Source organism: Actinomadura citrea (assembly GCF_013409045.1).
Taxonomy (GTDB): Bacteria; Actinomycetota; Actinomycetes; order Streptosporangiales; family Streptosporangiaceae; genus Spirillospora; species Spirillospora citrea.
This window is the reverse complement of record NZ_JACCBT010000001.1, coordinates 5,607,277-5,633,072: the sequence shown is the minus strand read 5'-3', so window position 1 is coordinate 5,633,072 and position 25,796 is coordinate 5,607,277. Positions and strand designations below refer to the sequence as shown.

Below are 25,796 nucleotides of genomic sequence, written 5' to 3'. Positions count from 1 at the left end.
GCAAGCGCGTTCAACAATTCGCCACTCAGGCGACCGTGCAGGGAATCGATGGGATTGAGCTCGAGTATGAGGAACGCAGTGCCGGTAGCGATGTCCGGCGGGATGCTCGTGGTAGGGCTGGCCGCCCTTCCCGTGCAGGCCGCAGAGACGGAGATTCCGCAGCGCATCGTGGTCGATCCGGTGGCGACGCAGAACTGGGACGCCGATGTCACGGTGACCGGGCAGGTGCAGCAGAACCGGGGTGCGGGCTGGGTGGCGGCGCCGGCAGCCCTGGTGGTGCATTTCGACGGCCCGGATGGAGAACTTCAGGAAACGGCGACGGTGCAGTCCGGCGGCCGGTTCCGCGCGACCTTCTTCCCTGGGTCGGGCAACATCGTCGCGCGGGTGGCCGGCTATGGGCAGGTGACCGGGACATCGGCACGGGTGATCGGCTGGATCAGTCGGTTGTACATCGACAATGTGCTGGGAGATCGGGAGACCAACCCGGTTTATCCGATTCGCGGAAAGGCCTTTGAAGTCCGGCGGACGTTGAAGGCAGTCCGTGGCGAGGCGCTCTCCGCGCGAAAGGTGACGTTGTGGTGGGCGCCCAAGGGCACCTCCGGCTATCCGAAGACCGGCTGGAAGCAAGTCGGTTCCAGTACGACCGACGCCAAAGGCCGGGTGAAGATCAGGGCGACCGCGTGGACGGCCGGGTGGCTGCGCACGAGTTTCGCCGGTGACGCCACCTACACCAAGGTCGAGTCGGGCTACCCGTTCCGGGTCTATTACAAGACCGGTTTCGCAGGCTTCAACGCCTCCCCGGAGCCGGCGCGCAAAGGCCAGTACCTGACGCTCAAGGGCCGGTTGATGCGGTGGTCCTCCTCGGCCGGCTGGCAGCCGGTCAAAGGCAAGTGGGTGGGCGCGAAGTACCGCCTCAAGGGACAGACGACCCTGCGGACGCCGTCCTGCACCAACGGCGGCGACGCGACCGACTCGGCCGGCTGGTTCCAGATGCGGTGCAAGACCCCGGCCGATGCCACCTGGATGGCCTACTACCTCAGCCCCTACGCCTCACCTGACACGGGCAAGACCGACCTCCCAGCACAGGCCACCGACTACGTGGACGTCCGGTAACCGACCGAGCCCCAGTGTGACCGCCCGGCCGGTGACCGCGCCGTGGCAACCGTGGTGCCTTCCAGAGAAATGAGGCGTCAGTGAAGGGTGTGTTGCGTGCGCTGAGCCGGGCGCATGGGCTGATCGCCGCGGTAGCGGTCGCCCTGGCACTGGCGCTGCTGGCCGGGGTGGCCGGTGAGGCGGCGGCCGCAGTGCGGCCCAAATTGTCAGACGACGGCGCCGCACGCCGCCCCGGCACCCAGAAGACGCCCCGCATCAAGGGCAAGGCGCTCAAAGCCCGGAAGGGCAAACCCCCCGGCACGGCGGGAACACCGATTTCGGCCAAGGCGCCCGCACCAGTATGGCCCGTGCCCGGCGAGGGCACGGCGGACCTGGCAGACCTTCGCGCCGGCCACAAAGGCAAGGACGGTCAAACGTCCGGAGCCTGGGTGCGAGCAGGCAAGTTGCCGGTGTGGGCAGCAGCACCCACGTCCCGCAAGGGGGAGCGGGCAACCGCCTCCACTGTTCCGCCGCGAGTGCGGGTGCGGATGGCAGACCACAAGACCGCTAAGGCCACGCGCACCGAAACGGTCATGGCGGTGTCGGCCCCGCAGGCCGGGAACGTCAAACTGGGATTGAGCTACGCCCAGTTCAAGAACGCCCATGGAGGTGACTGGGCCTCCCGGCTGCGTTTGGTGAAGCTGCCAGCCTGCGCGCTCACGAGCCCAGAGCAGGCGCGGTGCCAGCAGCGCACGGTGCTGCCCACCGTCAACGACACCAAGACGGCGACACTGTCGGCCGACGTGGCCGTGTCCGCCGAGCCCACGCAGGAGGCCGCGCCCACCGCGGGGACCACGACGGTGCTCGCTGCGGAGGCGGGCGCTTCCGGACCGTCCGGCGACTGGAGCGCCACCAGCCTGTCCCCGGCGTCCAACTGGAGCGCGGGCAGCAATACCGGGGAGTTCTCCTGGAACTATCCGATGCGACTGCCGCCGGTTCCCGGCGAGCTGATGCCCGAGGTCACCATCGGCTACAGCTCGGGGGCCGTGGACGGCAAGACCGCCGCCGACAACTCCCAGGCGTCCTGGATCGGTGACGGTTTCGACTACTGGCCGGGATACATCGAACGCAAGTACAAACCGTGCATCGATGCCGGCCACGCCTCCGGCGACCTGTGCTGGGGACGCCAGAACGCCGTCCTTTCCCTGAACGGCCGGTCCACCGAACTGCTGTACGACAGCGCCGCCCAGACCTGGCGGCCTCGAAACGATGACGGCTCCACCATCGAGCGGCTGACGGGTGCCACCAATGGCGACCACGATGGCGAGTACTGGAAGCTGACCGATCTGGACGGTGTGGAGTACTTCTTCGGGATCAATCGTCCTGACAATTGGACGAACGGAGAGAAGGAGACCAACTCGGCGTGGACCGTGCCGGTCTTCGGTGACAGCTCCGGCGAACCGTGCTACGACAGCGATTTCAAGGACGCATGGTGCCAGAAGGCCTGGCGATGGAATCTCGACCACGTCGTCGACCCGCACAACAACACCATCACCTACTTCTACGGCAAAGAGACCAATAACTACACCCGCTACCAGCAGACGAGCGGTGGCACCAAATATGACTCCGGCGGTTATCTGAGCCGCATCGACTACGGCCAGCGCAAGGGCTCCACCTACGGCCCCCCGGCCACCGGCCGCGTCCGCTTCACCCTGGCCGACCGGACGGACCTGCCCGACGACCGCATCTGCGACGACGGGGACACCTGCGGCTACGCCAAGACATCGCCGACCTTCTTCAACCGCAAGCGCCTGACTAAGATCACCACCAAGCTCCGCGACAACCAGGTGGCCAGTACCGAAGACCCCGGCTACGCCACCGTCGACATCTGGGATCTCGGACAGACGTACCAGAACGGCGCGCTCTGGCTGCACACCATCGACCAGACCGGCCACGACGGCGGCGAGACCAAGGCCCCGCGCATCACCCTGTTCGGCCAGCTCATGACCAACCGTGTGGTCACCGGCCGCTCCGGCACCGGCGTCGACGCCCTCCCCGGATACGACCGGCCGCGCCTGGTCGGCATCGACAACGGCACCGGCGCGACCACCAGCGTCGGCTACTCCGATCCATACGCCGACCCCACGCCGGCAGGAGACTGCGTCTATTCGGCCGGCGATATGCCCGATCCCAAGCACAACTCCAAACGGTGCTTCCCCGTGAAGTGGGAACAGCCCGACGGCAAGCTGATCAACGACTGGTACCACAAATACGTCGTCGACTACATCATCGAGGCCGACAACACCGGGCAGTCCAGGTCCCAGATCACCAGCTACGCCTACCTCGGCGACGCCGCATGGCGGTACGCCGAGGACGACGGCATGACCAAGGACAAATGGCGCACCTGGTCACAGTGGCGCGGCTACACCAAGGTCCGCACCGTCACCGGTGACGGCCAGAACGGTGAACAGCAGTCCCGCACCGAGACCACCTACGCCCGCGGAATGGACGGCAACTACCAGGGCAAGGGCAACGCCCGCCAAAGCGTGACGGTCACCGACTCCAAGAACCTGCTCGGCGGAATCAGCGACCTCGACCCACTCGCCGGCGCCGTCCTGGAGACCCGCACCTTCAACGGTGCCTTCACCGACGCCGCCGAGACCGAGGCGAACGTGTCGCGGCCCAAATGGACCAAGACCCTCAGCCGCACTTTCCACGACACCAACTCCGACGACGACATCACCGTTGACGGTGGACGCGTCCAGCCGCAGTGGACCCGGGGCCGTTCCCGCAAGGCCGACGGCACCGACTTCAACACCCAGACCACCTACGACTACGACGGTCTCGGCCGCACTGTCGCCGTCGACAACGAAGGCGACATCACCACCTCCGCCGACGACACGTGTTCACGCACCGTCTTCCCCAGCGGCACCACACCCGCCGGCGCGATCCAATCCCTGCCGATCCGCACCCTCTCCGTGGCCGTCGACTGCGACAACGACGCCAGCCACGAACCCAACCTGGTCCCCGCCGACATGATCTCCGACGCGAAGATCATTTATGACGGCAAGGGTTACGGCGCTTACCCGACGGTCGGCAACGCCACCAGCATGGAGAAGGTCACCGGCGTCTCGGGCGGTCGCTCCACCATGACGCCCTCCGGCACCACCACTTACGACGGATACGGCCGCGTCCTACAGGCGACTCAGGTCGGAGACCCCGCCACCACAGGCGACGACCGCACCACCAAATCGACCTACACCGACTCCGCCGAGGGCTGGCTGAAATCCAGCACCCTCACCACACCGCCCGTCAGCGTAGGAGGCGCGGCGCCTGCGGGATTCACCACAACCATCGAGTACAACCCCGCCCGCGGCATGCCCACCAAGATCACCGACCCCAACGGGCGCGTCGGCGAGGGCGAGTACGACGGGCTGGGACGCCTCGTCCGTGCTTGGCTGCCCAACAACACCCGTAACAGCAACCCCGACAGGCCCTCTACCACCTACGCCTACGCATTCCCCACCGACGGCAACCCGGTCTCGGTCACCACCAAGACGCTCACCAAGACCAGCCCCGTCACCTACGAGACGTCCGTCGACCTGCTCGACGGCATGCTGCGCCCCCGCCAGTCGCAGAACGAAGCGGCCGGCGGCGGACGAACCATCACCGACACCAAGTACGACAGCCGCGGCCTGGTCTACAAGACCAACGCCGCCTACATACTGACCGGCAACCCGTCAGGCGTCCTGACCACCGCCGACGACAACCAGGTCCCCAGCCAGACGCTCAGCACCTACGACGGCGCCGAACGAATCCTCACCACCACGCTCTACAGCTTCTCTACCAAGAAGTGGACGACCGCCAACCAGTACGACGGTGAGCGCAGCACGGTCATCCCACCCTCAGGGGCGATGCCCTCGGCCACACTCACCGACGCTCTGGGCCGGACGGTGGAGACGCGCCAGTACAAGACCACCAACCTGACCGGCCCCTACCTGGCGTCCACCGTCGCCTACGACGGGGCGGGACGTCCGGCCGAGGCCCGCGACGCCGCAGGCAATCTGTGGAAGACCACCTACGACGTCCAGGGCCGCCCGGTCACCGGCAGCAGTCCTGACAAGGGCACCTCGATCGTCACCTACGACTTCTTCGACCAGGTCAGCACCGCCAAGGACGCTCGCGGCACCACGCTCGGCTACAGCTACGACAACCTTGGCCGTCCACTGGAGGTCAAGAACGGCACGACGCCGCTGACCTCCATGACCTACGACACCGTCCCATACGCCAAGGGCCTGCCCGCCACCTCCACCCGCCACATCGGCAACGACAAGTACGTCACCGCCATCACCGGCTATGACGGGCTTTACAACGCCAAGGGGACGACCGTCACGATTCCGGCGTCCGAAGGCGCGCTCGCCGGGACCTACACCACCGCGCAGTCCTACAACTTCAACGGCTCCCCGCTCACAACCTCCTATCCTCCGGTCGGAGGCAGCACAGGACTGCCCGCCGAAGACGTCACCACCGAGTACAACGACGACGGCCTGCCCGAATGGACACACGGCCTGGCCACCTATGTCGCCGACACGGTCTACGACGGTCATGGCGACATCACCCAGCTGGCCATGGCAGCGGTGTCGGACAAGTTCCTCTGGCAGACGTTCGACCGGGACCCGGCCACCAACCGCCTGACTCGCTCCACCGTCAAGCGCCAGTCTTCGACCGCCACCTTCGACCTGGAAACGAAGTACGACTACACCGATGCCGGCTCGATCAGGTCGATCCTGACCAACGCCGCCGGCAAGGCGCCCGACCGCCAGTGCTACACCTACGACTACGCCCAGCGCCTCTCCGAGGCTTGGTCGACCACGAACTCCGACTGCAACGCCGCGCCGACCTCCACCACCATCGGCGGCCCGGCCCCCTACTGGACCAGTTACCAGTACGACGCCACCGGCAACTACGGCGACAAGGTCGGCAACCGCACCAAGGAAGTCCAGCACGCCTTCACCGGCGGACCCACCGCCGACAAGACCCGCACCTACACATACCCCGCACCTCTCGGCGACGACGGCGCCAACAGCCCCCACGCGCTGAAGTCGCTCAGCGAAACCGACGGGACCACCGAGACCACCGACCTGTACACCTACGACAAGGTCGGCAACACTGTCACCCGCCCCGGCCAGAAACTGGTCTGGGACGTCGAAGGCAACCTGTCCAAGGTCACCGATGACGCGGGCAAGGAACTGGCCAGCTACATCTATGACGCTGCCGGCAACCGCCTGATCCGCAAGGACACCAACGGCAAGACCCTCTACCTGCCCAGCCAGGAAATGAAGGTGTCCCCGAGCGGAACCGTCACCGCGGTCCGCTATTACAGCCACGCCGGTCAGAACGTCGCCTACCGGACGGGCACCTCCAGCTCCACCGTCCAGTTCCTCGTTCCCGACTACCAGGGCAGCGCCGACACCACCGTCAACGCTGTCGACCAGGACAACTGGAGCGTCCGCCGGTTCGCCCCGTTCGGTAACGAGCGCAGCAGCCCGATCGGTCTGTGGCCCACACTGATGGACAAGGGCTACGTCGGCGGTACCAAGGACACCACCACGGGACTCACCCACCTGGGTGCACGGGAGTACGACCCGGTCACCGGCCGCTTCCTTAGCGCCGACCCCGTCACGGGCGGCGGCGACCCTCTCACCGCCAACGGCTACTCCTACGCCGGTAACAACCCGGTCGACCACGCCGACCCCACTGGCCAGTACCGTGACGGCGGCTTCACAGTACCCGGCAGCGCCTACGGCAACGACGGACCACGCGAACGCTGGGACAACGCCAACCAGCACCGCAACTCCTTCAGAAGAGGAGGAGGCGGCGGGGTCTACCTCGCGCCCCCACGCGCCCCCAGCGGCGGCGGCTGCTGGGTCGGCTGCAACGGCACCGCGAGCCCTAACCCAGTACCGGTCAAGAAACCCTGCGGCTGGAGCTGCAAGGTCGGCAAGGTCGGCGGCTTCCTGAAGAAACATCAGGCCACCATCGCCGGTATCGCAGCAGGCGGCCTGTGCACCGCCATCAGCGGCGGCAGCGCAGTAGTCGGCTGCGCCGCCATCGGCGGATGGGTCTACGGAGTGGTCTCATACCACCAGAACACGCCATCCGACCAACAAACCCTGCTAGGCGGGTTCAAAGCCGGCCTCACCGGCGCAGCGATAGACGCCGGCCTCGCCGTGAGCGGCCTCCTCGCGGCCAAAGCTGCGGCGCCCGTCCTGAGAAGAGTCGCCCCGAAGATCGTCCAAAAGATCGCCGGCAGGGCGAAGGGCGGCGCCCCAGGCCGTGCCGGCAGCGCGGCGAAGACAAGACCGGCCGCCGCAAAGAAGGCTGGAAAAGCAGCAGACGACGCTCCTGTCGGAGGAGGAGCGGGCTGCCCGCGCAACAGCTTCGTAGCGGGGACCGCTGTCCTCATGGCCAACGGATCCGCCAAGCCGATTGAAAAGATCAGGCTCGGAGACAAGGTACTGGCCACTGACCCGACTACCGGCAAGACGTCAGCGCGACCGGTCCTCGCCACGATCACCGGCAACGGGACCAAACACCTGGTCGAGCTCACCGTCGACACCGACGGCAAGCGCGGCCACGAGACCGGCGTCCTGGTCGCCACCTTGGGCCACCCCTTCTGGGTGCCCGCAGCCGACAAATGGATCAACGCAGGCGAGCTCAAGCCCGGTATGTGGCTCCGCACCAGCGTAGGCACTTATGTCCAACTCACCGCGCTCAGAACCTGGACCCAGCACCAGCGGGTCCACAACCTCACCGTCGGCGCCGACCATACGTTCTACGCGCTCGCAGGCGCGACAGCGGTCCTGGTTCACAACACCGACCCCTGCAAGATCTCTGGCCCCTACCACAGGGTGAAATCCAGGTCCCAGACAGTCGAGGGAATTCAGCAGATCGCCGACACCGGTCAAGTTTGGGGCAGGACCGCACGTGGTGGATCGCGGCCAGCGGTTCAGGCATACCCTGGCCCACTACCCGAAGGGGCAGTGGGAGTCGAGTTCTACACTGAAGCGGTTCCCTCGGAGTGGGCCTGGACGCGCGCAGGCAGACTGAAGCCTGGCCTAGCGTACGTTCAGTGGCATGTCGGCAACGAGGGGGTTGTCGAATCGATCGACGGTGAATTCGCCCAGATCGATGTCATCATCTCAAGGTTCGCCCTTGGGGAATGAAGTTTCGGGAATGATCAAATGGGTCTCACTTCAATTCCTAACCGAGAGCTTCCGCGGTGCGACTGGAAAATGGTTGCTCTAGTTCCCATTCCTTGGCGCGACTTCTCGGCTCGTTGGGAGGTTGACTTCGAAGAAAATGTAGAGTGGGAGGCTCCAGGGCCAGTCGCGCATGCAAGTGCTCGTGGCGATGATTCAGGGGTGTGGTACGCATTGGAGCACCACTATGATTACCCTCGCCCTGGCGTATATTTTTTCGTGCCTTCGGGGACGCATGATCCACTAAAGGTGCTAGCTGAAGACCTCGGCTTGCCTGTCGATTACCTTGTATCGATGCGCATATAGGTAATTGAGCTGACTCGCTGGGCTGAAGCGTCGTGCGGGGCGCCCCCTCGGGCTGGTGCTGCGGCCGCAGCAGTGCCACGTGGTCCTTGGGAATCGTAACGATCGCATGGCTCAGCGATCAGCGTGCTCGGAAGTACCTCATCGGCTGGCGAAAGGCACGCGTGTTCATCTCCCGCAGTCGGAGAGCTGTGGGAGCCAGTTTCGGGAGCCACCGCAGTCAGGCACCGATCGACTCAACGCAACGTAGTCAGGGCGTTTGTGCAGGTGAGAGGCTCCCCGTTCGACTCGGATCGACCTAGATCGACTTTCCTGCTTTGCTTCACACCGAAGAGGCCACTGGTTCGAACCCAGTATCGCCCACGTTTTGCCAGGTCAGAGGCTTGCTCGGATGAAGAGCAGGCCTCTTTGGCGTTGTCGCAGCTCCGAAGAGGTCACGGGATTCGAGTCGGCAGGCGCGACCTCGCTCCCGCGGGGCGGCCTCTTGGACTCCGGGGGCGGCCACTGGTGGCCCGGCGGGAGGAATTTGGGAGATCACCCTTCTCCCACCGCGAACGAGGCCACAAGAAGACCGTGCTACCAGTCACTCTGCGCGGTCGAAGTCGGGCTGAGTGCTCGCCGCATGACCGTTCAGGAACCACGAGCCGGGGTGGGCCGGAATCTGCCTCGCGGCATGCCCGACAGGCCGGTGTGCAGGGGCCCGCGCCCTGCTTCTGGCCGGGTGCAGGTAGCAGGTCACCTGGATTCCCGGGAAGGCCCGCTGGTACGGCACGGCATTCACCGGCTCAGGCTTGGCGGTCATCGGCGCATGCCGGGACGTCCTGCTGGGTGCCGACGCGCCGGTTATCATGCTCGAACGAGCCGTCCGCTACCTCGCCAAGACCCGCAAGGCCGTCACCGCCACCGTGTATCCCGAGGGCGGCCGCCGCGCCCCCCGCGGGCTTCGAGGCCCGGCCAGGCGCGCCGGTCGCGGTCAGCTAACCGCGGGCGCGCTCGGACCACGGCCGCATGCCGAGCCGTTCGAAGACCTCCAGCGCGTCCTGCAGCCACCTGCGCGCCTCGGCCTTGCGCCGGGCCCTGCGCAGCCATTCACCGTAGAGCACCGCGGTCCTGGCGTACTCCAGCGCGCGGCCGTCCTGGTCGTGCAGTCGCAAGGCGGCGGTGTAGTGGGCCTCGGCCTGGTCGTCCGCGGCCAGCAACCTGTGGCAGCGCAGCACGAGCGCGTCGGCCCAGGGCTGCCGGACGGACCCGGCCCACCGCTCGAAACGCGCCAGGGGTTCGGCGGCGCGTTCCGGCGATCCCGCCCGTACCGCCGATTCGACCAGGTCGGGGGTGGAACGGGTGGCGCAGATGTGATGGCGCATCGGTTCGCGGGTCAGGCGCTCGAAGCGGGCGAGTGCCGCCTCGGCGCGCCCGAGGCCGAGGTCCAGCAGCCCGAGCGACCAGTGCGCCCATGGCGCGCCGGGGGATACGGCCCCCGGCGGTGGCGGCCCCCAGTCCCACCTCCGCGTTGCGGAGGCACTCCGCTTCGTCGCCTCTGGCCGCGTCGAGGTAGGTGAGGATACTGCCGAACTGGCTGACCCACTGCCGCTGCCCAGTGTCGCGTGCGAGGCCCAGGGCCTCGGTGCCAGTGGCGAGCGCGTCCAGGTGCCGTCCGGTGAACACCTCGGCCTCGGCCACGAAGAACAGCGCCGTCGGCAGCCGTCCGGCACCGCCCCGGGAACGGTGACCGGCTGACGAGTGCGGTCGCCAGCTCGTAGGCGTCGGCGTCCTGGCCCAGCGCGAGCGCGCTCCCGCAGAGGATCATCAGCACCTGGTCGACGTCTCGGCTCCGCCTCCGCACCGCCGCCAGGACGTCGTCCAGCGGCGGCGGCTCGGCCGGGCCCTGGACGAGCCGACCGAGGTAGGGCGTCACCGGCGCGAGCGGGTCCGCGTCGTCCAGCTGCAGCGCGGACAGCCGGTTCAGTGTCAGGCTGCGTGACGAGAGGCGATCATGGGGCGGACGCCTGCCCGGCGAGCGGCTCCGGCGCGTGTCGGGTAACGCGCGGGCCATGGCCCAGCTCGACCGCGACGTGAGCAAGGCGGTAGCCGAGGCCGACCAGGAGGTCCAGCGCGAGATCGCCCAATGGGTGGCGCGACGGGCCTACGCCGTGACCGGTCTGGCGAGCATCGTTTGGACCGCCCCCACCCTGGACGCACTGGACCGGGGACAGCGCCTGCCGCCGCCCTTCGATGACATGGAACGGGTCTGGGCGAGACTGTGGGTCGACGAGCGGGTGCCGAGCTCGACGGTCACACTTCCCGGTGGGGAGATCCACAACTTCTCCGAGAAGGCCGCCGCCGTACCCGCACTGTTCGGAGCCCTCGACGCAGACCCGCTGCAGGCATCGCTCGACGCCCTCTGGGCTGCGGCGGCCGCCTTCGGTACCGATCACCCCGACCTTCTCCAGGAGCTCCGGAACGCCTTCGACCTCCAGGCGGACGTGGGAGAGGCCTACACTGTCGCCCATGACGTTCTTCTTCCACCTGCGTTAGCACGCCGCCGGCGAAGCGCGGATCACCCGTTGCCGGCGAGGCGGGACGGCGGAGCGCCGTCCCGGGTGCTGACGTGGGAGAAGAACGATCACTATGCGCATTTCGCGCACCCGCCTGGTCGCCCGCTGCATACGCGGCCTGGAGCCCGAGGTCGCCGCCGAGGTTCTGGAGTCGGGGCTCGGCTCCGTCACCCGCCTCGGTCATCGCGAGGTCCACTTCCGTCTCCGCTCGTCGAGGCCGGAGCCGATCCCGGAGCTGCGCACGGCCGACGACCTGTTCCTGCAGGCCGCGCGACGGCCCGACTTCGGTACGACGAAGCAGGACCTGACAGCCCTCACCGGGCTCGCCGCCCTGGCCGACACCGACCTGCTGCTGCGCCTGCGCCGCGCACTGACGCGGGGGGCGACCGATATGCCGGGCATCGAAGTCTCCGCCTCCTTCCTCGGGCGGCGCACCTTCACCCGGTACGACGCCGAGGATGTCGTGGGCACGGCTCTGGCCGAGCGGCTCGGCGTCCCCTACCACTCGCGGCGTACAGGCGCCGCGCCTCCGCCGGGGTACTGGGGGTGGCGGCTGACCCTGGACGGCGCGCACGCCACGCTCATGTTGCGGGTCGGCGACCGGCCGTTGCACCGCCGCGCCTACAAGCAACGGTCGATCCGGGGCACCCTGCACCCGCCGCTGGCCGCGGCCATGGCCGTACTGGCCGGAATCCGCCCGGACCACACCGTCCTTGACCCGTGCTGCGGCGCCGGAACCCTGCTGATCGAGGCCGCGCTCGCCCGTCCCGGCGCCCGCCTGTACGGCTTCGACCTGTCTCCCGACGCCGTCGCGACGGCACGGGCGAACGCCGCCGCCGTGCCCGTCCGCGTAGACCGTGGCGACGCCGGCCGTCTCCCCATCCCCGACGCCAGTGTCGACCGCGTCCTGTGCAACCCGCCCTGGGGCGCCCAGGTCCACCCCCGCGGGCTGCTCGCCGACTCTCCGTTCCGCTGGTGGACAGAGCTTCGCCGCGTCCTGGCCCCGGACGGCAGGGCCCTGCTCCTTCTGCCCACCACCGAGACCCTGACCGACGCCATCCGGCACGGCCTCACCCCGGTCCACGTCCAAGGTGTCCGCGTCTCCGGCGCCCAGTCCTACATCGTCGCCCTGCACCCGTCAGCACCCCCCAAAACCCGGAGACGCACGAGCCGGACGGAAGGAAACCTCCGTTGAAATCAACGAGCGGGCGTTAGTCAGAGCGGAGGTGAGCCTTCCGACCGTATGTTCGGGCCGAGGAACGGGTCTCAGGCGGTACGGCTGTAGTCGAGGAACAGGGTCCCGTTTGTGTCTCGTTCCAGGTCGCGCAGTCTCCATTGCTGGAGAGTTTCGCCTTCGAACACTCGGGTTCCGTGGCCGACCACTGCGGGTGCGACGACCAGCCGGAGCTCGTCGATGAGCCCGGCCTGCAGCAGCGTGCGCGCCAGAAAGATGCTTCCGTGGATGCCGATGTCGCGGCCGGGCTGGCGCTTCAGGGCCGTCACGTGGTCGGTAGCCGAGGCGGCGACCGCAGTGCTGTTCGCCCACTCCTGAGTGAGCGCCGTGGACGTGACGACGTGCTTGCGGGTGCCGTTGATGAAACCTGCGAAGGGTTCGAAGTCCGACTTCGGCCAGTAACCGGCCCAGTAGTCATAGGTGCGGCGGCCCATCACCACGTCGTCCTGGGACTCGATGACTCTGCCGAGGTAGGTGACCAGCTGGGGGCCGTCGTCGGCGAGCCAGTCGCCGTCCTCGTAGGCGACGCCGTCCAGGGACATCAGATGGTAGAGCACGACCTTGCGCATGTGTTCTCTCCTCAGGATCAGTTCTGCCCGCGGACGGGTGTGCACAGGTGCTCGATCACCCGTCCGGGAAAATGGCATACCGGTGAGCGCATTTAGGATCCCCGGAATGGCGGGTCGGCACATTGGACAGATGGCTTAGGCGGGTTGCTTCGACGTGTTTAGATTCCGCGGCGTGCCGGGCCGGCCCCGAACCCGAGACCGTCGGATCAGAAGTCCGAGGTTCTCCGACGACCACGCGCCCTGCCACCTGGGCACACTCCTCGACAGCGCGCCACCTCACACAAGATCCTCCGTGCCTACTCCGGATCTTGCTCGTGCTCCTGCGGGGAGTCCCGTCCCCGTGTGCGGCACACGGGTAGATTGGCATCATGACCGCTCAGCCCGAGGAACCGACCGCATCGCGGGATCCCGGAGAGGACCCGGCTGCGATCTTCGATGCGCTCCCGCCGTCGCATCGCGACAAGTTCCGGGCCGAGTATGACGAGGCGCTCGACGCCGCGCACGACCTGGCGCGCTTCAAGCAGGTACAGACGTTGCTGCGCCGCTGGCGCCTGCGAGCCATCGCCTACGCCCGTCCCGGCTACGAAGAGGCTGTGCAGGACGCCCTGCAAGGCCGGGAAGACACCTTCGTCCGCTACACCCCGCCGGGCTGGGAAGGCCAGGTGTGACGTACCGCTTCGACGGCTTCCACGGCCGTGCGCTGTACGAGTTGAACGGACTCCCCGAGGAGGTCCGCAACGGGCCGCTCCTCGAACGCCTCCTTCAACTCCTCGAAGCTCCGTGGGACGCGGTACCGGAACGGGCAGATCAGACAGCGGTCCGGCACGCCTTCTTCGGTGCCGGCGGCGAAGGCATGCTCACGCTCCTGGTGGACGAGAAGACAGAGACGCTGCGCATCCTCGACATCCTCTGGTTGGGGTAGCGGCGTAGCCGCTGTTCTTCCCCCACCTTCCTTCCCCCGACCCGTCGAGACCTGTACCTAGCGGCGGACGGGTTCGGTCAAGGGTGGCGCAGCCATCGACCGACCCCGGCCACTGGGGCCCGATCTTCGACTACCTCGCCCTCACCCGGCAGGCCACCGTCGCCTCCGCGGCCTCGCCCGCCGCTGCAGCCTAAGGGTGCTCCGAAGCGTCTCTTTGGAGCGACCAGAGCAGGGCGATGACCGTGTTCTCCAAGCGCTCGACGCTCTGCAACGCTTCCTTCAACGCCGCGAAAGGGTCGGCGACGTCCCTGTTGGTCAGGGCTTCTTCCAACTCCAGTCGTAGCGCGGCAAGCGGTGTGCGCATCTCGTGCGAGGCCTGGACGGCGAATCGGCGCTGCCTCTCGGCCGGCGCCTCGCCGTGGAACCGGGCGCGCCGGTCGGCGTCGAAGCTCTTGCATACCTCGGTCGTCCTGGCTGAGGTGAACTCGATGTCCTGGCGCATGTGCGGGTCCTTTCGCTGGTGCGGCGGGTGTACGCCGCTGCCTTATGGAGGGCTGGGGGAGTCACCGGGGGTGAAGGCGCCGCCGAGGGCGGCGGTGTGCGCGGCTGCGGCGGCGGTCTCGGCGATCTCGTCGTCCACCGGCCCGCGGGCGACGAGCAGGCGGTAGTAGATGGGGGCGCCGACGGCGCTGATGATCGCGATGCCGTCGGTGCCCGGTGGCAGTTCGCCGCGTCCGATGGCCCGTTCGACGATCCGGGACGCGAGGCGGTTGCGCTCGGCGATCACCGTCGCCCAGGCGGTGGACGCCTCGGGGGACCGGACGGCGGCGGCCACGACGCCCTCGACGAGCGCCCGGGCCCTGGGCTGCTGGTAGAGGGCGGCGATGGCCAGCGCGAGCGCCCGCAGGTCGTGCTTGAACGAGCCGGTGTCGGGTATCGGGATCTCGGTCTTGCCCATTTCGCCCAGCAGGTCGACGACGAGTCCCTCGACCGTCCGCCATCGCCGGTACAGCGTGGCCAGATGCACGCCCGAATGCTCGGCGACCTTCTCCAGGGTGAGTCCTGCGTATCCGCAGGCCTCCAGTTCGCCCTGGGTCGCGGCCAGCACCGCCGCACGGGTGCGCGCCGTCCGGCCGCCGGGGCGCACGGCCCCCGTCGCGCGCGGCTTCGCCTCCATGCGGCACTCCTTCCTGTGCGTTGTGACACAGGGTAACGCGAAATCGTTCGCATTAACAGTCGGGCGTCAGATGAGCTGGAGGCGCGCCCGCCTGGTGGCCCTGCTCGGCCGAGTGCCGGGCAGAATCGCCTCGGCGCAAGACGCCGACCCGCCGCGCAGATCATCCGGCCCGCCTTACTCGTTCAGGCCGCCCTGGCACGCGCTGCCGGCCACGCCGACGGCGCCACCAAGACCCTCCTGCACATCACCCACGCTCGCGCCCACGCCGCCCTCGGCGACAAGCCCCGAGCCCGCCCGCGCCCCGCTCGCCGCCGAAGATGCCCTCACCCGCGACGACGTACCTCAACCCACCTACTCCCTGCTCATGGGCCCCGCCGCCGGAACGGTCGACTCCCACACCGCCAGGACGCTGACCGAGATCGGCGACCATGCCGGTACCGAGGTCCGGTACCGGGCGGCCTTCACCTCCTGGGATCCCGCGGCCTTCCCGCGCGTCCACCTGCTCACCCACATGGACCTGGGCGATTGCCTCGCGGCCCAAGCGCGCCGACGAAGCGGTCGCGGCATGGAGCCGCGCGCTCGACCTCGCCGAGGGAATGGACTCGGCGCGCACCCGGTCGGCGTTCGCCTCGATCCGGCATACCTTCACGCTCTACCGGCGTCGTGGCGTGCCGGGCACCGGCGTGCTGGAGCAGCGGATCCAGCACGCGCCCGTTTGAGAGGATCGTCTTCGTGACCGAATCCGCCCTGCCTCCGGCACCGGACTCCCACAACCTGCTCGTCGCCGCCGTCATCGTTCACGACCAGGCCAAAGGACAGGTACTGCTGCTCCAGCGCGGCCCCGACGCCAGATTCGCTCCACGGCACTGGAACCTCCCCATCGGCAAGGCCGACAAGGGCGAAGTCGTGACCGCCACCGCAGCCCGGGAACTGAAAGAGGAGACCGGCCTGGTCGTCCACCCCTCCGAACCGAAGGTGGCGGGGATCATCCATGGAGGGTGGGGGTAGAGGCGCCCAACGGGTTCCTCACGATCGTGTTCTTCGCCCACCGCTGGGTCTTCGGACGGAACAGCGCAGACCAGCGACGGCAGGAGGCAGGTCAGCGGGTGACGCCTACACCGCGACTGGCACTGAGGGTCTGGACAGCGATATAGGGGTGGCGCGCCAAGTAGTCGAGTGCCTCGTGTTCGCCCTAGGCGGCGCCCCTCATGAGAATTCCAGCGGTGGGTTCGATCTAGCGGCGCCGCTGACGGGGCCGCGGCTGCCCGCCGCGGCAGCCCGAGCCGGGCGACCACAGTTCGGCACCGAGCAGAGGAGGGCGCCGCCGGGCTGGCCACGACGCGCCAGGTCCGGCACCGGGAGCGGCGGGGCGCCCGCAGAGGTCGTCCAGCCGCCTTGCGCGGTCGGTCGGCTGTGTTACGAGTCGGACGGCCTCCCGGCTACCGTGAGTCACGCGCCATGATGAGGGCAGGGTATTATTCGCGGGAGATCCGAACAGACTTGATCTGCCCTGAGACGCGCCGTGGAGTAGCGAAGGAAGCTGCCTGAACTGCGGCGATGTCGAGAGGCGGCTTCTCCTGGGGTCGACTGATCGTGTTCACACCGAAGAGGCCACTGGTTCGAACCCAGTATCGCCCACCCCAACTTTCCGCAGGTCAGAGCCTTATCCACGGCGCGATCTCGTGTCATCCTGGGTGTGCCATCCGGGGCCGGTCGAGGTCGGCGGCGAAAGCCATGTTGGCTGCCTTGAGAATCTTGCGGCCCGGTGCGAGTCGGCGCTTTCCGTTGGGGTACGCCGACATGGTCGGCGGACCATACGCGATGTGGGGCGAGCCGGTCATCGTGCCCGGGTAGATGCGGGGCGGCCAGCTACGTCAAGTACGAGCCAACGGACGGCGACATCGTGGAGGATCTCCATCACCCCCGCGCCACAGGCATGGTGTGCGGAAACCCACGGACGCGCGACGGCGTGACCGGCGTGTGGGTCGCATGGGAGGAAAGCGGTGGGCCGCAGACTTGGCCTGGCCGGGCCGAACACGCCAGCGAAAGAAATGATCATTTTGGGGCAATCGCGGCCTCAGTGTGCTGTAATCCGGTTGGTCCGAATCATGATCGCTGCCCACGGCCTCCGACGGCCGGGGGAGAGGAGACACGCATGACCCGTCTCGTCGACCGCCTGCTGGCGCGCGTGGCCCCCAAGGCCACCGCGTCCGCCGCCTGCAAGAACTACTACTACTGCTCCGGCGGCCTGTACTACCGCAAGACCTGCTGCGACGGCCAGTGCCGCCACTACGTCATCGGTGCTTGCGGATCGCCGTGAGCCTCCCCTGCACGGGCGGCGGCTTGATGCCGCCCGTGCGGGTCCCCCTGAGGAGTGCGGATGGAACTCGTGCGGATCGGCTGCGCCTGCCTGATCGGGCTGGTCTTCGCCGTGTCGGCCGTGTCCAAACTCCGCGGCTTTGACGGCTTCGCCAGGTCCGTCCCCGCGCTGGTGCCCGCGTGCGCGGGGGCGTGCAGCGCCTCGCTCTGGCCCGTGCCTTCGTCCGCGACGGCCGGGACCTGATGATCCTGGACGAGCCCAGCTCCGGTCTCGACCCCGAGGCCGAGCACGAGGTCCACGCCCAGATGCGCCTCCACCGGTCCGGCGGGACCAGCCTGCTGATCTCGCATCGGCTCAGCGCCGTACGGGACGCCGGGCTCATCGCGATCCTCGACGGCGGGCGCGTGGCCGAGCTCGGCACGCACGAGACGCTGCTGGCGGCGGGCGGCCACTACGCCCGCCTGTTCCGGCTGCAGGCGGCCGGATACCAGGAGGCTCCGCGGCCTTCCGAGGACATCGGATGATGTGGCTCGCCGCCGCGGCAGGCGTGCTCCTGGTGTCCGGCGCCCTCACCGGCTGGGTGCGCCTGCGGTACCTGATCACCACGGTCGACGGACCCAGCATGGAGCCGACGCTCCACTCCGGCGACCGGCTCCTCGTCCGCCGGACCCGGCGGGTGCGCGCGGGCCAGATCGTGGTGGTGCGGATCCAGCCGCCGACGCTGGACGCGCCGCCCCCCGATGCCCCCGCCCCGGACGAGGAGACCCCGGTCATGCGGGTCCACCCGGACGGGCTCCTGCTCGTCAAGCGGGCGATCGCGGTGGCCGGTGATCCCGTCCCGGTGGACCGGGTGCCGTGCCTGCGGGAGACGCGGGAGACGACCGTGCCGCCGGGTGCCCTCGTCGTGCTGGGCGACAACGCGCCCACCAGCTGGGATTCCCGCGACTACGGATTCGTCCCCGCCGACCGGTTCATCGGCGTGGCCGTCCGCAGACTCCCGGCGCCCTGACCGCGCAGGAGGTCCCGCCAGTCGGCGCCCGCCGCAAGCGGACACAAGCCGGTTGAACACCGATGGGCGATGGACGCGATCATCAGGCATGGTTCTGTCAAGGGTGGCCGTAGGCCACCGCGTAGCGACGCCGTAGGCGCCCTTGACGGGTTCTGCGGCCCGCGTACCGTCCGGCCTCGGGTCGGAAGGAAAAGGAGGAGTCCGGCCGCAGGCCGGAGCTCATCGTCTGCGGCCGGACATCCGCGCGGCTGGCCGTCTGCGTCTGAGCCCAGGCCATGCTGGGAATCGCAGGCCCCCGCCCCGGTGCGCGCCCTACCGTGGAAACACGGGATCTGACCGGAGCAGAGTGCGCCGTGGTGATGGTGGATGTGGGACCCGAGCTCGTCAGCGAGATCGACCCTGCCGACGTCGAGCAGCTCGCTCGCTGGCCCTCCGCTCGGGTCGGTGCGGCCAAGTGAAAAGTAGCTGTGCGTAGTTGTGGTGACTAATGGTGACGGTCAGGGATCGGCCATCGTCGCTGCCCGTTGGTCGTGTTCGCGGAGCATGCGCATCACGGTGGCGGCCGAGGGGTGCTGGCCTTTCTTCTTGCCGGTGGTGATGACGAGCCGGGATCCAGACAATGAGGGCGCTGCGAGCTATTGGCGGTGACGTTCATGTAGACGGTCGAAGAACGCGCTGAGTAGCTGTTCGGTGGCCTGATCGTCGGTGAGGTCGGCGCCACCGAATCGGTACACCTCGTACCCCTTCAGACGAAGGTCGCGGTCTTCAGCCATCATCGCGGCGTACCGGCGGGGGTCGGTGCGGCCGTCGAAGTCGGCGTAGTGCTGCTTGCCGTCGCACTCGATCACGACGCGGGCGCGGTGCGGCAGGAGCAATAGGAAGTCCATGCGCTGGCGCGGGAGTGGACCGGGTGCGCGGCGCTGGGCCGCGCCCGTCCTGGGCCCGATGGTGGTGCGGGGCCGGCATCACCGTCGCGTGGGGGCGTGGCCCGGCGGGCCTCGGCGTTGATCGAGAAGAACACCGCCTTCCACCGGTTTAAGAATCGGGGGTCGTGCGGTCCGCCTCCTGGACCTGCGCTTTCCGGCAGCAGTCGCTGCGGCATCCCTGCGCTGCGGGCGCGCCGACCGCGCTTGTGCGGGCGGCCAGCCGCTGGTGGCGGCGACGGTCGAGCCACCACTCCAGCCGGTCGGCCGACTCCTGCGGAAAGACCGTCTGGACGACCCGGACGATGAAGCCTAAGAGCTCATAACAAAATGTGCATGTGGCGCGACAGGTAGTGATTTTGGGGTGTGATGTGGGCGGGTGCTTAAGGGTGAGCTACCCCCGTGGATCGTGCCCGACAGTCTGTGGGAGCGGGTCGAGCCGCTGCTGCCGAAGATCGAGTGCCGCAAACGCCACACTGGCCGCAGGCGGTTGGACGACCGCAAGGTGTTGTGCGGGATCTTGTTCGTGCTGCACACAGGGATCCGGTGGGAGTTCCTGCCGCAGGAGCTGGGGTTCGGGTCGGGGATGACGTGCTGGCGGCGGTTGGCCGAGTGGCACCAGGCCGGCCGTGTGGGAGCGGCTGCACCGCCTGTTGCTGGAGGAATTGCACGCCGCCGGGCAGCTGGCTGGTCCAGGGAGGCTTGACCGAAGCAGAGTTCACTCGCATCGAGCACGAGTACGGATTTGAGTTCGCCAACGACCACCGCGCCTTCCTCGCCGCCGGACTGCCCGTCCACGAACCCAGGGAAGAGAAGCCGGGCACCAGCTACGCGTGGGAAAGACCATGGCCGGACTGGCGCAACAGCGACCCCGACGAACTCCGCCGACACCTCAACTGGCCGATCGACTTCCTGCTCCAGGACGTCCAGCACGGGCACTGGCAACCCGCCTGGGGCGAACGGCCGGATTCCAGCGAAGCGGCCGTCGACCTGGCACGATCGCAACTGGCCGAGGTGCCGAAGATGATCCCCGTCTATGGGCACAGATTCTTGCCCGCAGGCCACGGCACCTTCGGCCACCCGGTCTTGTCGATCTGGGGCAGCGACATCATCTACTACGGCGCCGACCTGCTCGACTACATCAGCCAGGAATTCGAAGAACCTCGGCCCGAGCGCCCCGAAGACTGGGCGCCTCAAGCCACCGTGCCGTTCTGGCGCGACTACGTCTGAGGCCACGCCGCCCCCGCGGACAACGCTTGAGTGACAGTTCCTGACCACGAAGATGGCGCCTTCGTGCCACCGACATCTGCCTTCCGGACCTCGTCTGCAAGGCACAACCGCAGGTGAAAGCGTCGGGCGTTCGGGCGACTCCAGATAAGCTCCGCTCTTCAGATCGGGACGGTCCGGTACAAGGGCTTGTTCCTGGAGGATCCACTTGGCGGTGCCGTGGCCGGTGGTCGACTATCTGGCGGGGCAGCTGGAGATCGGCGATCCCTCCCAGGTGAAGCGGTACGTCGTGCGCCCGCAGACGGCCTACGACCACGCGTGGATGATCCGCGATGCCTACGGCTACCGGGTGTTCGAGGATCGTGAGTCGTGGCAGGAGCGCGTTCTGGCGAAGCGGTTCCTGACGTTCCTGCATGGGCGGACGTGGACGCACTCGGAGGGGCCGACGGCGCTGTTCGAGCAGGCGGCGGGGTGGTTGCGGCGGCATCGGGTGCTGCTCCCGGGGGTGTCGGTGCTGGAGCGGCTGGTCGGCAGTGTCCCGGGCGTCAGGCGGCGACGCGGTTGCCTCGGCGCCAGATCGCGCGGGTGCTGAGGGTGTCGGCGATGGTCGTGGTGGGGTCGCCGTCGACCAGGAGCAGGTCGGCGCGCAGGCCGTCGGCGATCCGGCCGCGGTCGGCCAGGGCGAACCGGCGGGCGGTGGTGGCGGTCGCCGCGCGCAGCGCGTGGGCGGGGGTGAGCCCGGCCCGCACCAGGAACTGCAGTTCGTGGTGCAGGCTGGCGCCGTGTGCGAGGCCGCCCAGGAACGGTACGGGTACGGACACGTCGGTGCCCGCCAACAGGTCGATGCCGGCGTCGTGGAAGATCTTGATGGTGTCCAGGACGTCCTGGATGTCGCCCTGGGGGTAGCAGTTGAAGCTGGAACGCAGCGTCTTGTCCCAGCCCTCATCCAGGCGGGAGGCCACCCTAGGATCGTCGGCCAGATCGCTGCCCGTGTGGCCCATCAGAGAGGCGTTGAGGACCGCGCAGGGCACGACGAACGCATCCGCGTCCTTGATCATGGCGAGGATCTCCTCGGTGCAGGGCTCCACGAACACGTGCGCCAGGCCGTCGATGCCCGCTTCCATCGCCATCCTGGTGGCGTCGATGGTCAGGGCGTGCGCGATGGTGAGCAGCCCGTACTTCTTGGCCTCGGCCACGCCCGCGTTCAACGTGGCCTGATCGAGCATCGGCAGGCCAGGGTGCCCCTCGACGCTGCCGTCGTCGATCATGAACTTGACGTAGTCCGAACCGCGGGCCACCAGCTGCCGGACCGACGCGACGGCCGCCTCCGGGCTGGTGGCGTCCGGCTGATACGGCGGCTCACCGGCGGGCTTGCCGCCCTCGGGGCCGCCTGCACCCGGGCGCTTGAAATCCGGCGGGAACAGCTCACTGGGATGCCCGCCAGGCGGGGTGAGCCCGAAGCCGGCGGAACGGACATCGGCGAGCGTGTCATCCTCACCGGCGCGGGCACGCCTGTCACGGGTATTGGTGCCCTGCATCTCCAGCTCGGTCGTCACCCCGAACCGCAGCGCCATCGCCAGGGACGGCGGGCTGGTGTGGACATGCGCGTCGATCAATCCCGGCAGCAGCGTCGCACCACTGCCGTCGACGATCTCCGCTCCTGTGGGGGCCTCCCCGCCGACACCGACGATCCGCCCGTCGTCGATCAGCACCGTCGTCACGCCCAGAGACTTCTCCCCGTCGAAAACCCTGGCACCGGTGATGGCAGTCACACTCATGGTCATCCTCGTTTCTGCAGGTCAGCACTCCCTCTAACGTATAGCAAAAGATATGTAGTTGCACCAAGGCATGGACATGTAGTTGGTAAGACCATCCTTTAGAATGAGGACATGTCCAGCTCGCCGCCGCCTTCGGAACCCGACGACAGTGCCCTCCTCCTCCAGGTGGGGCCCGCCCTGTCGCGCCTGCGACGCCGCACCTCCGCCGGCCGGGGGGACCTCACCCGCAACATGATCCTGAACATCGTCGCCGACGCCCCCGGCGAGATGACGGTCGGCGGCATCGCCAGCGAGATGGGCGTCAGCCAGCCCGTCGCCAGCCGCAGCATCGCCGCGCTGATCGCCGATGGCCTGCTCCGCCGGGCCGCCTCCCAGGCTGACGGCCGACGCACCGTCCTCGAACTCACCGACACCGGCGAAGCCGAGCGCCGCCGCTACGCCACCGACCAGTCAGAGGCCTTCACCCACATCACCGCCGCCTGGGACCCCGCCGAACGCCGCCAATTCGCCCAGCACCTGATCCGGTACAGCCAGGACAGCAGAACCTGGTCGGCGTGACCCGCCCGGCCCATAGATCACGATTGAGGCGCCATCTGCGGGAGATCACCGCAACCGACATCACCGGCGGACTCGATCCGCTGACCGTCACCCATCGCTCCCTTGCGATCAATGCCAGCGCGGGGTCGATCTGGAACGCGACCGGCTGCTGCACGAAGCGTTGACCACGGCGCCGGACCCACTGCACCTGGCCATGGTCCTCAAAGTCTCCTCCACCACCGCGAGCCGACACGCCGTGCTCGCCCGGCGCATCCTGGCGCCGTGAGCTGATACTCGCCCCTGTTCACACCTGCACCGGAACCGAAAACGTGTTCGACTAGCCTGAGCTTGTGGAAAGGGGCGAGATCGACCGACCACCGAGCGGCTGCCCGTATGGGCACTGGCTCGGCCCTGGTCACGTCCTCGTCGGCTGGTCGCCCTGCCAGTGTCCGGCAGCGATCGATGCCCGCCGGCGAGGCATGTGGGGCCATCGCACGTACACCTGCTGGGAATGCCACCGACAGTCCATCACCAGTGTCTGCTACATCCCGCCACACATAGGGGCGGCCACCCGAACCGCGGCGGCACGTCCACACCAGCGATCGCGAGGTACGGCTGCGTCTCGGCCTCGAGCCCGTTGTGCTTCCCGACCCCCTCGACATTCTGGCCAGGCAGGTCGCCGCGGCCCGGCACGGGCACGCCGCCATCGGCGACCCGGGAACTTCCCTCTGGCTGTTCCCCGGCGGGCAACCCGGCCAGCCCATCAGCGCCTTTCGCATGGCCGAACGACTCCGCGAGTTCGGCATCCACGCTGGCCGAGCTCGCTCCGCCGCCCTGTTCCAGCTCGCCACCGAACTGCCCGCCGCGGTGCTCGCCCGGATGGCTCGGCATCCACATCGCTGTCGCCGTCACCTGGCAAAGCGCCTGCGCCGGGGACTGGACCAGCTACGCCGCCACCGTCGCCCGGCGCATCAGCAGCGCAGAACACTGAGAGGACACGATGACCGACACCTCCTGGTTGGGAACGCCCATCAACGTCCGGCCCGTGCCCGCCGAGCAACAGGTCGCGTTCATCGACCTGCTGCGCCGACTCGACGCCGACGAGTGGGCCAAGCCGACGATCTGCCCCGGATGGAGCGTCAAAGATGTCGCCGTGCACGTGCTCGGCGACCACATCGGGCGCCTGTCCATCTACCGCGACGGCTTCCACGTGCTGCATCCGCAAGACGGCGAAGCGTTCCCCACCTTCCTCGACCGCATCAACGACGGGCTGTCGGCCGGGCAAGCGGCGCGTTGGACCACGCTGGTCGAGGAGTGCCGTCCCGTGCTGGGGAACGAAGGGATGGAGGCCGTTCAAGCCCTCTTGGCCGAGCGGGGCATGAGTACGATCGCCGCGATCGCGATCGCGAATCGCTGCTCGGTTGGGCAGTAACACCGCTACGAGTGGCCATCGACACCGTGACCAGCAGCGCTGCCCGGACTGGCACCATGAACGAATCACCCCCTGCAACACCCCCCAGCTATGAGGCAGGCCCATGACCGAGCTCGAACGAATACTCGCCAAGACCCTCATGGACTTGATCGTCTCGATCGACCTCGCCGAGGACGATGACATCGACCCCGACGTCGCGACAGCCCTCCTGGAACCAATAGCCGCGCACCTCAACACCACTTCGGCCTCAAACAGGCAGGCGCTATCCACGCTGCTCCTCGACATTGCCCAGCAGGAGACCGACCCCGGCTGGCAACCAACGGCTCTGGACCTGCCCGCCGCACTGGGCCTCGTCTAGCTGCCGCCGCTCCAACTGGCACAGAGCCGCCTCCTAGGCCGTCCATGCGCATCACGGGTGCGGCCGCCAGGGGTGGACCATGTCGAGTTCGACGGAGATGCCGCCGTGGGTGGTGATCTGCGCGCGTTGCGGTCACGAGTTCGCTGGTCTTGTAGGACCAGATGGCGTCGATGCTGGCCCAGCTAACGGCGCTTTCCGGGGCCCCTTCGTCATCACGGTGGTCGGCGCGGGTCGGCGGCAGTGTGATCCGTGCCCTCGATCTGCCCCGCGAGCCCCCTCAAGCCTGGCCGAGCCCCGCAGGTCAGGGTCGATGCCAGCCGCCCAGTTTGGCGGGGTTCAGCACGATCCAGACGGCGGTGACCTCGTCGCCCGCCGTGCTCACGCTGACCACCGCCACCGTCCGTCCTTCGCGGCGCAGGACGAGGCCGGTGCGGCCGTTGACCGAGCCGACGGTCACGGCGGTACGGGGGCGGCCCGACAGCAGGGCCGTGATGAACCGGGCCACGGCGTCCGCGCCGTGGGTCGGATGGACGGCGGCGCGCAGCTTGCCGCCGCCGTCGCTGACCACGATCGCTTCGGCGGCGAGGACGGCCATCAGCGCGGCCGTGTCCGCCGCGCCGCAGGCCGCCGCGAACCGCCGCGCGATCCGATCATGCCTTCGCAGCATCGCGCGGCTGGGGAGGTCCCGTCCGGGCCGCGCCCGGCCGTCGGCGAGGCCGGGCGTGCTCGACGGGGCCGGACGGCGAACCGGACTCGGGAGGGCCGGATCGCTGGGGACGGCCGCGGCGGTGGAGGCGATCAGTTCCAGGCAGATGCCCCCCGCCACCCGGGTCAGCCAGGCCCGGGGCAACGCGATGGCGGCGCGTTCGCGGTCGTCGAGGACGTACCAGCGACGGTAGGTCTCCTGGACGATCTCCTCGGCCGCGGCGGCGGAGCCGAACATCCAGGTGGCGATGTCCACCAGGTGCCGCCGTTCATCGAGCATCTCCGCGAGCGAGGCGAGGGCGCTGGCGTCCGGGCCGGTCATGGGCGACCGTCATCAACGCCGCGGCCGCCGGCCGTCCGGATCGTGGGCATGTCGTCCTCACCTCTTCACCG

Annotated in this window: 25 protein-coding genes and 1 pseudogene; 17 read left to right on the top strand and 9 right to left on the bottom strand. The window is 68.4% G+C overall.

Annotation, left to right across the window (positions count from 1 at the left end):
- The first annotated feature begins 78 nt into the window (after positions 1-78).
- Positions 79-1,113: a hypothetical protein gene (locus tag BJ999_RS26195; RefSeq protein WP_179835738.1), complete on the top strand. Its 1,035-nt coding sequence runs from the start codon at positions 79-81 to the stop codon at positions 1,111-1,113.
- A gap of 80 nt (positions 1,114-1,193) precedes the next feature.
- Positions 1,194-8,318 carry an RHS repeat-associated core domain-containing protein gene (locus BJ999_RS43725; protein WP_179835737.1) on the top strand — a complete coding sequence of 2,375 codons (7,125 nt, stop codon included), beginning with the start codon at positions 1,194-1,196 and terminating at the stop codon, positions 8,316-8,318.
- 1,316 nt (positions 8,319-9,634) lie between these two features.
- Here BJ999_RS43725 and BJ999_RS41450 read toward each other — a convergent pair.
- Positions 9,635-10,021 carry a hypothetical protein gene (locus BJ999_RS41450; protein WP_218935242.1) on the bottom strand — a complete coding sequence of 129 codons (387 nt, stop codon included), beginning with the start codon at positions 10,019-10,021 and terminating at the stop codon, positions 9,635-9,637.
- Positions 10,022-11,285: 1,264 nt separating this feature from the next.
- Here BJ999_RS41450 and BJ999_RS26175 point away from each other — a divergent pair.
- Positions 11,286-12,407 (top strand): TRM11 family SAM-dependent methyltransferase, encoded by a 1,122-nt coding sequence (locus BJ999_RS26175; RefSeq protein ID WP_179835736.1) that lies wholly within the window; start codon positions 11,286-11,288, stop codon positions 12,405-12,407.
- 71 nt (positions 12,408-12,478) lie between these two features.
- On the opposite strand, the gene BJ999_RS26170 is transcribed toward BJ999_RS26175, so the two are convergent.
- A complete protein-coding gene (locus BJ999_RS26170) occupies positions 12,479-13,015 on the bottom strand; it encodes a dihydrofolate reductase family protein (RefSeq protein ID WP_179835735.1) in 537 nt (178 codons plus the stop codon).
- Between the two features lie 368 nt (positions 13,016-13,383).
- Between BJ999_RS26170 and BJ999_RS26165 the strand changes: the two genes are divergently transcribed.
- Together BJ999_RS26165 and BJ999_RS26160 are read left to right on the top strand one after the other, a co-directional pair.
- Positions 13,384-13,683 (top strand): DUF6247 family protein, encoded by a 300-nt coding sequence (locus tag BJ999_RS26165; protein WP_179835734.1) that lies wholly within the window; start codon positions 13,384-13,386, stop codon positions 13,681-13,683.
- Positions 13,680-13,937 (top strand): hypothetical protein, encoded by a 258-nt coding sequence (locus BJ999_RS26160; protein WP_141582627.1) that lies wholly within the window; start codon positions 13,680-13,682, stop codon positions 13,935-13,937. The genes BJ999_RS26165 and BJ999_RS26160 overlap by 4 nt, the downstream gene beginning before the upstream one ends.
- Before the next feature lie 190 nt (positions 13,938-14,127).
- Here BJ999_RS26160 and BJ999_RS26155 read toward each other — a convergent pair whose 3' ends face one another.
- From BJ999_RS26155 to BJ999_RS26145, 3 genes are all read right to left on the bottom strand, one after another.
- Positions 14,128-14,439, bottom strand: a complete 312-nt coding sequence (locus tag BJ999_RS26155) for a HAMP domain-containing histidine kinase (protein WP_179835733.1) — start codon at positions 14,437-14,439, stop codon at positions 14,128-14,130.
- Positions 14,440-14,481: 42 nt separating this feature from the next.
- A complete protein-coding gene (locus tag BJ999_RS26150; protein WP_179835732.1) occupies positions 14,482-15,114 on the bottom strand; it encodes a TetR/AcrR family transcriptional regulator in 633 nt (210 codons plus the stop codon).
- A gap of 351 nt (positions 15,115-15,465) precedes the next feature.
- On the bottom strand, positions 15,466-15,621 hold the full coding sequence (locus BJ999_RS26145) for a hypothetical protein (RefSeq protein WP_179835731.1): 156 nt from the start codon (positions 15,619-15,621) through the stop codon (positions 15,466-15,468).
- A gap of 225 nt (positions 15,622-15,846) precedes the next feature.
- Between BJ999_RS26145 and BJ999_RS43720 the strand changes: the two genes are divergently transcribed.
- The 5 genes from BJ999_RS43720 to BJ999_RS26120 all read left to right on the top strand — a co-directional run bounded on the left by BJ999_RS43720 (position 15,847) and on the right by BJ999_RS26120 (position 18,443).
- The gene (locus BJ999_RS43720) at positions 15,847-16,122 is read left to right on the top strand and encodes an NUDIX hydrolase (protein ID WP_218935241.1); all 276 of its coding nucleotides are present in this window, start codon (positions 15,847-15,849) and stop codon (positions 16,120-16,122) included.
- Between the two features lie 1,147 nt (positions 16,123-17,269).
- The gene (locus tag BJ999_RS26135; protein ID WP_179835730.1) at positions 17,270-17,434 is read left to right on the top strand and encodes a hypothetical protein; all 165 of its coding nucleotides are present in this window, start codon (positions 17,270-17,272) and stop codon (positions 17,432-17,434) included.
- Between the two features lie 60 nt (positions 17,435-17,494).
- The gene (locus BJ999_RS26130) at positions 17,495-17,677 is read left to right on the top strand and encodes a hypothetical protein (protein WP_179835729.1); all 183 of its coding nucleotides are present in this window, start codon (positions 17,495-17,497) and stop codon (positions 17,675-17,677) included.
- Positions 17,614-17,958: a hypothetical protein gene (locus BJ999_RS26125; RefSeq protein ID WP_218935240.1), complete on the top strand. Its 345-nt coding sequence runs from the start codon at positions 17,614-17,616 to the stop codon at positions 17,956-17,958. Before BJ999_RS26130 ends, BJ999_RS26125 begins: the two co-directional genes overlap by 64 nt.
- Positions 17,955-18,443: a S26 family signal peptidase gene (locus BJ999_RS26120; protein ID WP_179831525.1), complete on the top strand. Its 489-nt coding sequence runs from the start codon at positions 17,955-17,957 to the stop codon at positions 18,441-18,443. Before BJ999_RS26125 ends, BJ999_RS26120 begins: the two co-directional genes overlap by 4 nt.
- A 635-nt stretch (positions 18,444-19,078) precedes the next feature.
- Here BJ999_RS26120 and BJ999_RS26115 read toward each other — a convergent pair.
- Positions 19,079-19,330, bottom strand: a complete 252-nt coding sequence (locus BJ999_RS26115) for a PDDEXK family nuclease (RefSeq protein WP_179835728.1) — start codon at positions 19,328-19,330, stop codon at positions 19,079-19,081.
- Between the two features lie 442 nt (positions 19,331-19,772).
- Here BJ999_RS26115 and BJ999_RS26110 point away from each other — a divergent pair.
- From BJ999_RS26110 to BJ999_RS26100, 3 genes and pseudogenes are all read left to right on the top strand, one after another.
- Positions 19,773-20,091, top strand: a pseudogene (locus BJ999_RS26110) (transposase); the annotation flags it as partial.
- Entirely contained in the window at positions 20,069-20,596 is a 528-nt protein-coding gene (locus BJ999_RS26105) for a hypothetical protein (protein ID WP_179835727.1), read from the top strand. The pseudogene BJ999_RS26110 and the gene BJ999_RS26105, both read left to right, overlap by 23 nt.
- A 211-nt stretch (positions 20,597-20,807) precedes the next feature.
- A complete protein-coding gene (locus BJ999_RS26100; protein ID WP_229810775.1) occupies positions 20,808-21,185 on the top strand; it encodes a DUF4158 domain-containing protein in 378 nt (125 codons plus the stop codon).
- On the opposite strand, the gene BJ999_RS26095 is transcribed toward BJ999_RS26100, so the two are convergent.
- Positions 21,139-22,371: an amidohydrolase family protein gene (locus tag BJ999_RS26095; protein ID WP_179835726.1), complete on the bottom strand. Its 1,233-nt coding sequence runs from the start codon at positions 22,369-22,371 to the stop codon at positions 21,139-21,141. The two genes, BJ999_RS26100 and BJ999_RS26095, sit on opposite strands and share 47 nt — an antisense overlap.
- A 111-nt stretch (positions 22,372-22,482) precedes the next feature.
- Here BJ999_RS26095 and BJ999_RS26090 point away from each other — a divergent pair, with 111 nt between their 5' ends.
- Positions 22,483-22,929 (top strand): MarR family winged helix-turn-helix transcriptional regulator, encoded by a 447-nt coding sequence (locus tag BJ999_RS26090; RefSeq protein ID WP_179835725.1) that lies wholly within the window; start codon positions 22,483-22,485, stop codon positions 22,927-22,929.
- On the top strand, positions 22,926-23,093 hold the full coding sequence (locus tag BJ999_RS26085; RefSeq protein ID WP_179835724.1) for a hypothetical protein: 168 nt from the start codon (positions 22,926-22,928) through the stop codon (positions 23,091-23,093). The genes BJ999_RS26090 and BJ999_RS26085 overlap by 4 nt, the downstream gene beginning before the upstream one ends.
- A gap of 343 nt (positions 23,094-23,436) precedes the next feature.
- On the opposite strand, the gene BJ999_RS26080 is transcribed toward BJ999_RS26085, so the two are convergent.
- Positions 23,437-23,820, bottom strand: a complete 384-nt coding sequence (locus tag BJ999_RS26080; protein WP_179835723.1) for a hypothetical protein — start codon at positions 23,818-23,820, stop codon at positions 23,437-23,439.
- Positions 23,821-23,908: 88 nt separating this feature from the next.
- Between BJ999_RS26080 and BJ999_RS41445 the strand changes: the two genes are divergently transcribed.
- Both BJ999_RS41445 and BJ999_RS26065 read left to right on the top strand, forming a co-directional pair.
- Positions 23,909-24,340: a maleylpyruvate isomerase N-terminal domain-containing protein gene (locus tag BJ999_RS41445; RefSeq protein WP_218935237.1), complete on the top strand. Its 432-nt coding sequence runs from the start codon at positions 23,909-23,911 to the stop codon at positions 24,338-24,340.
- A gap of 103 nt (positions 24,341-24,443) precedes the next feature.
- Positions 24,444-24,698, top strand: a complete 255-nt coding sequence (locus BJ999_RS26065) for a hypothetical protein (RefSeq protein ID WP_179835722.1) — start codon at positions 24,444-24,446, stop codon at positions 24,696-24,698.
- A 301-nt stretch (positions 24,699-24,999) separates the two neighbouring features.
- On the opposite strand, the gene BJ999_RS26060 is transcribed toward BJ999_RS26065, so the two are convergent.
- On the bottom strand, positions 25,000-25,725 hold the full coding sequence (locus BJ999_RS26060) for a sigma factor (protein WP_179835721.1): 726 nt from the start codon (positions 25,723-25,725) through the stop codon (positions 25,000-25,002).
- Positions 25,726-25,796: the final 71 nt, after the last annotated feature.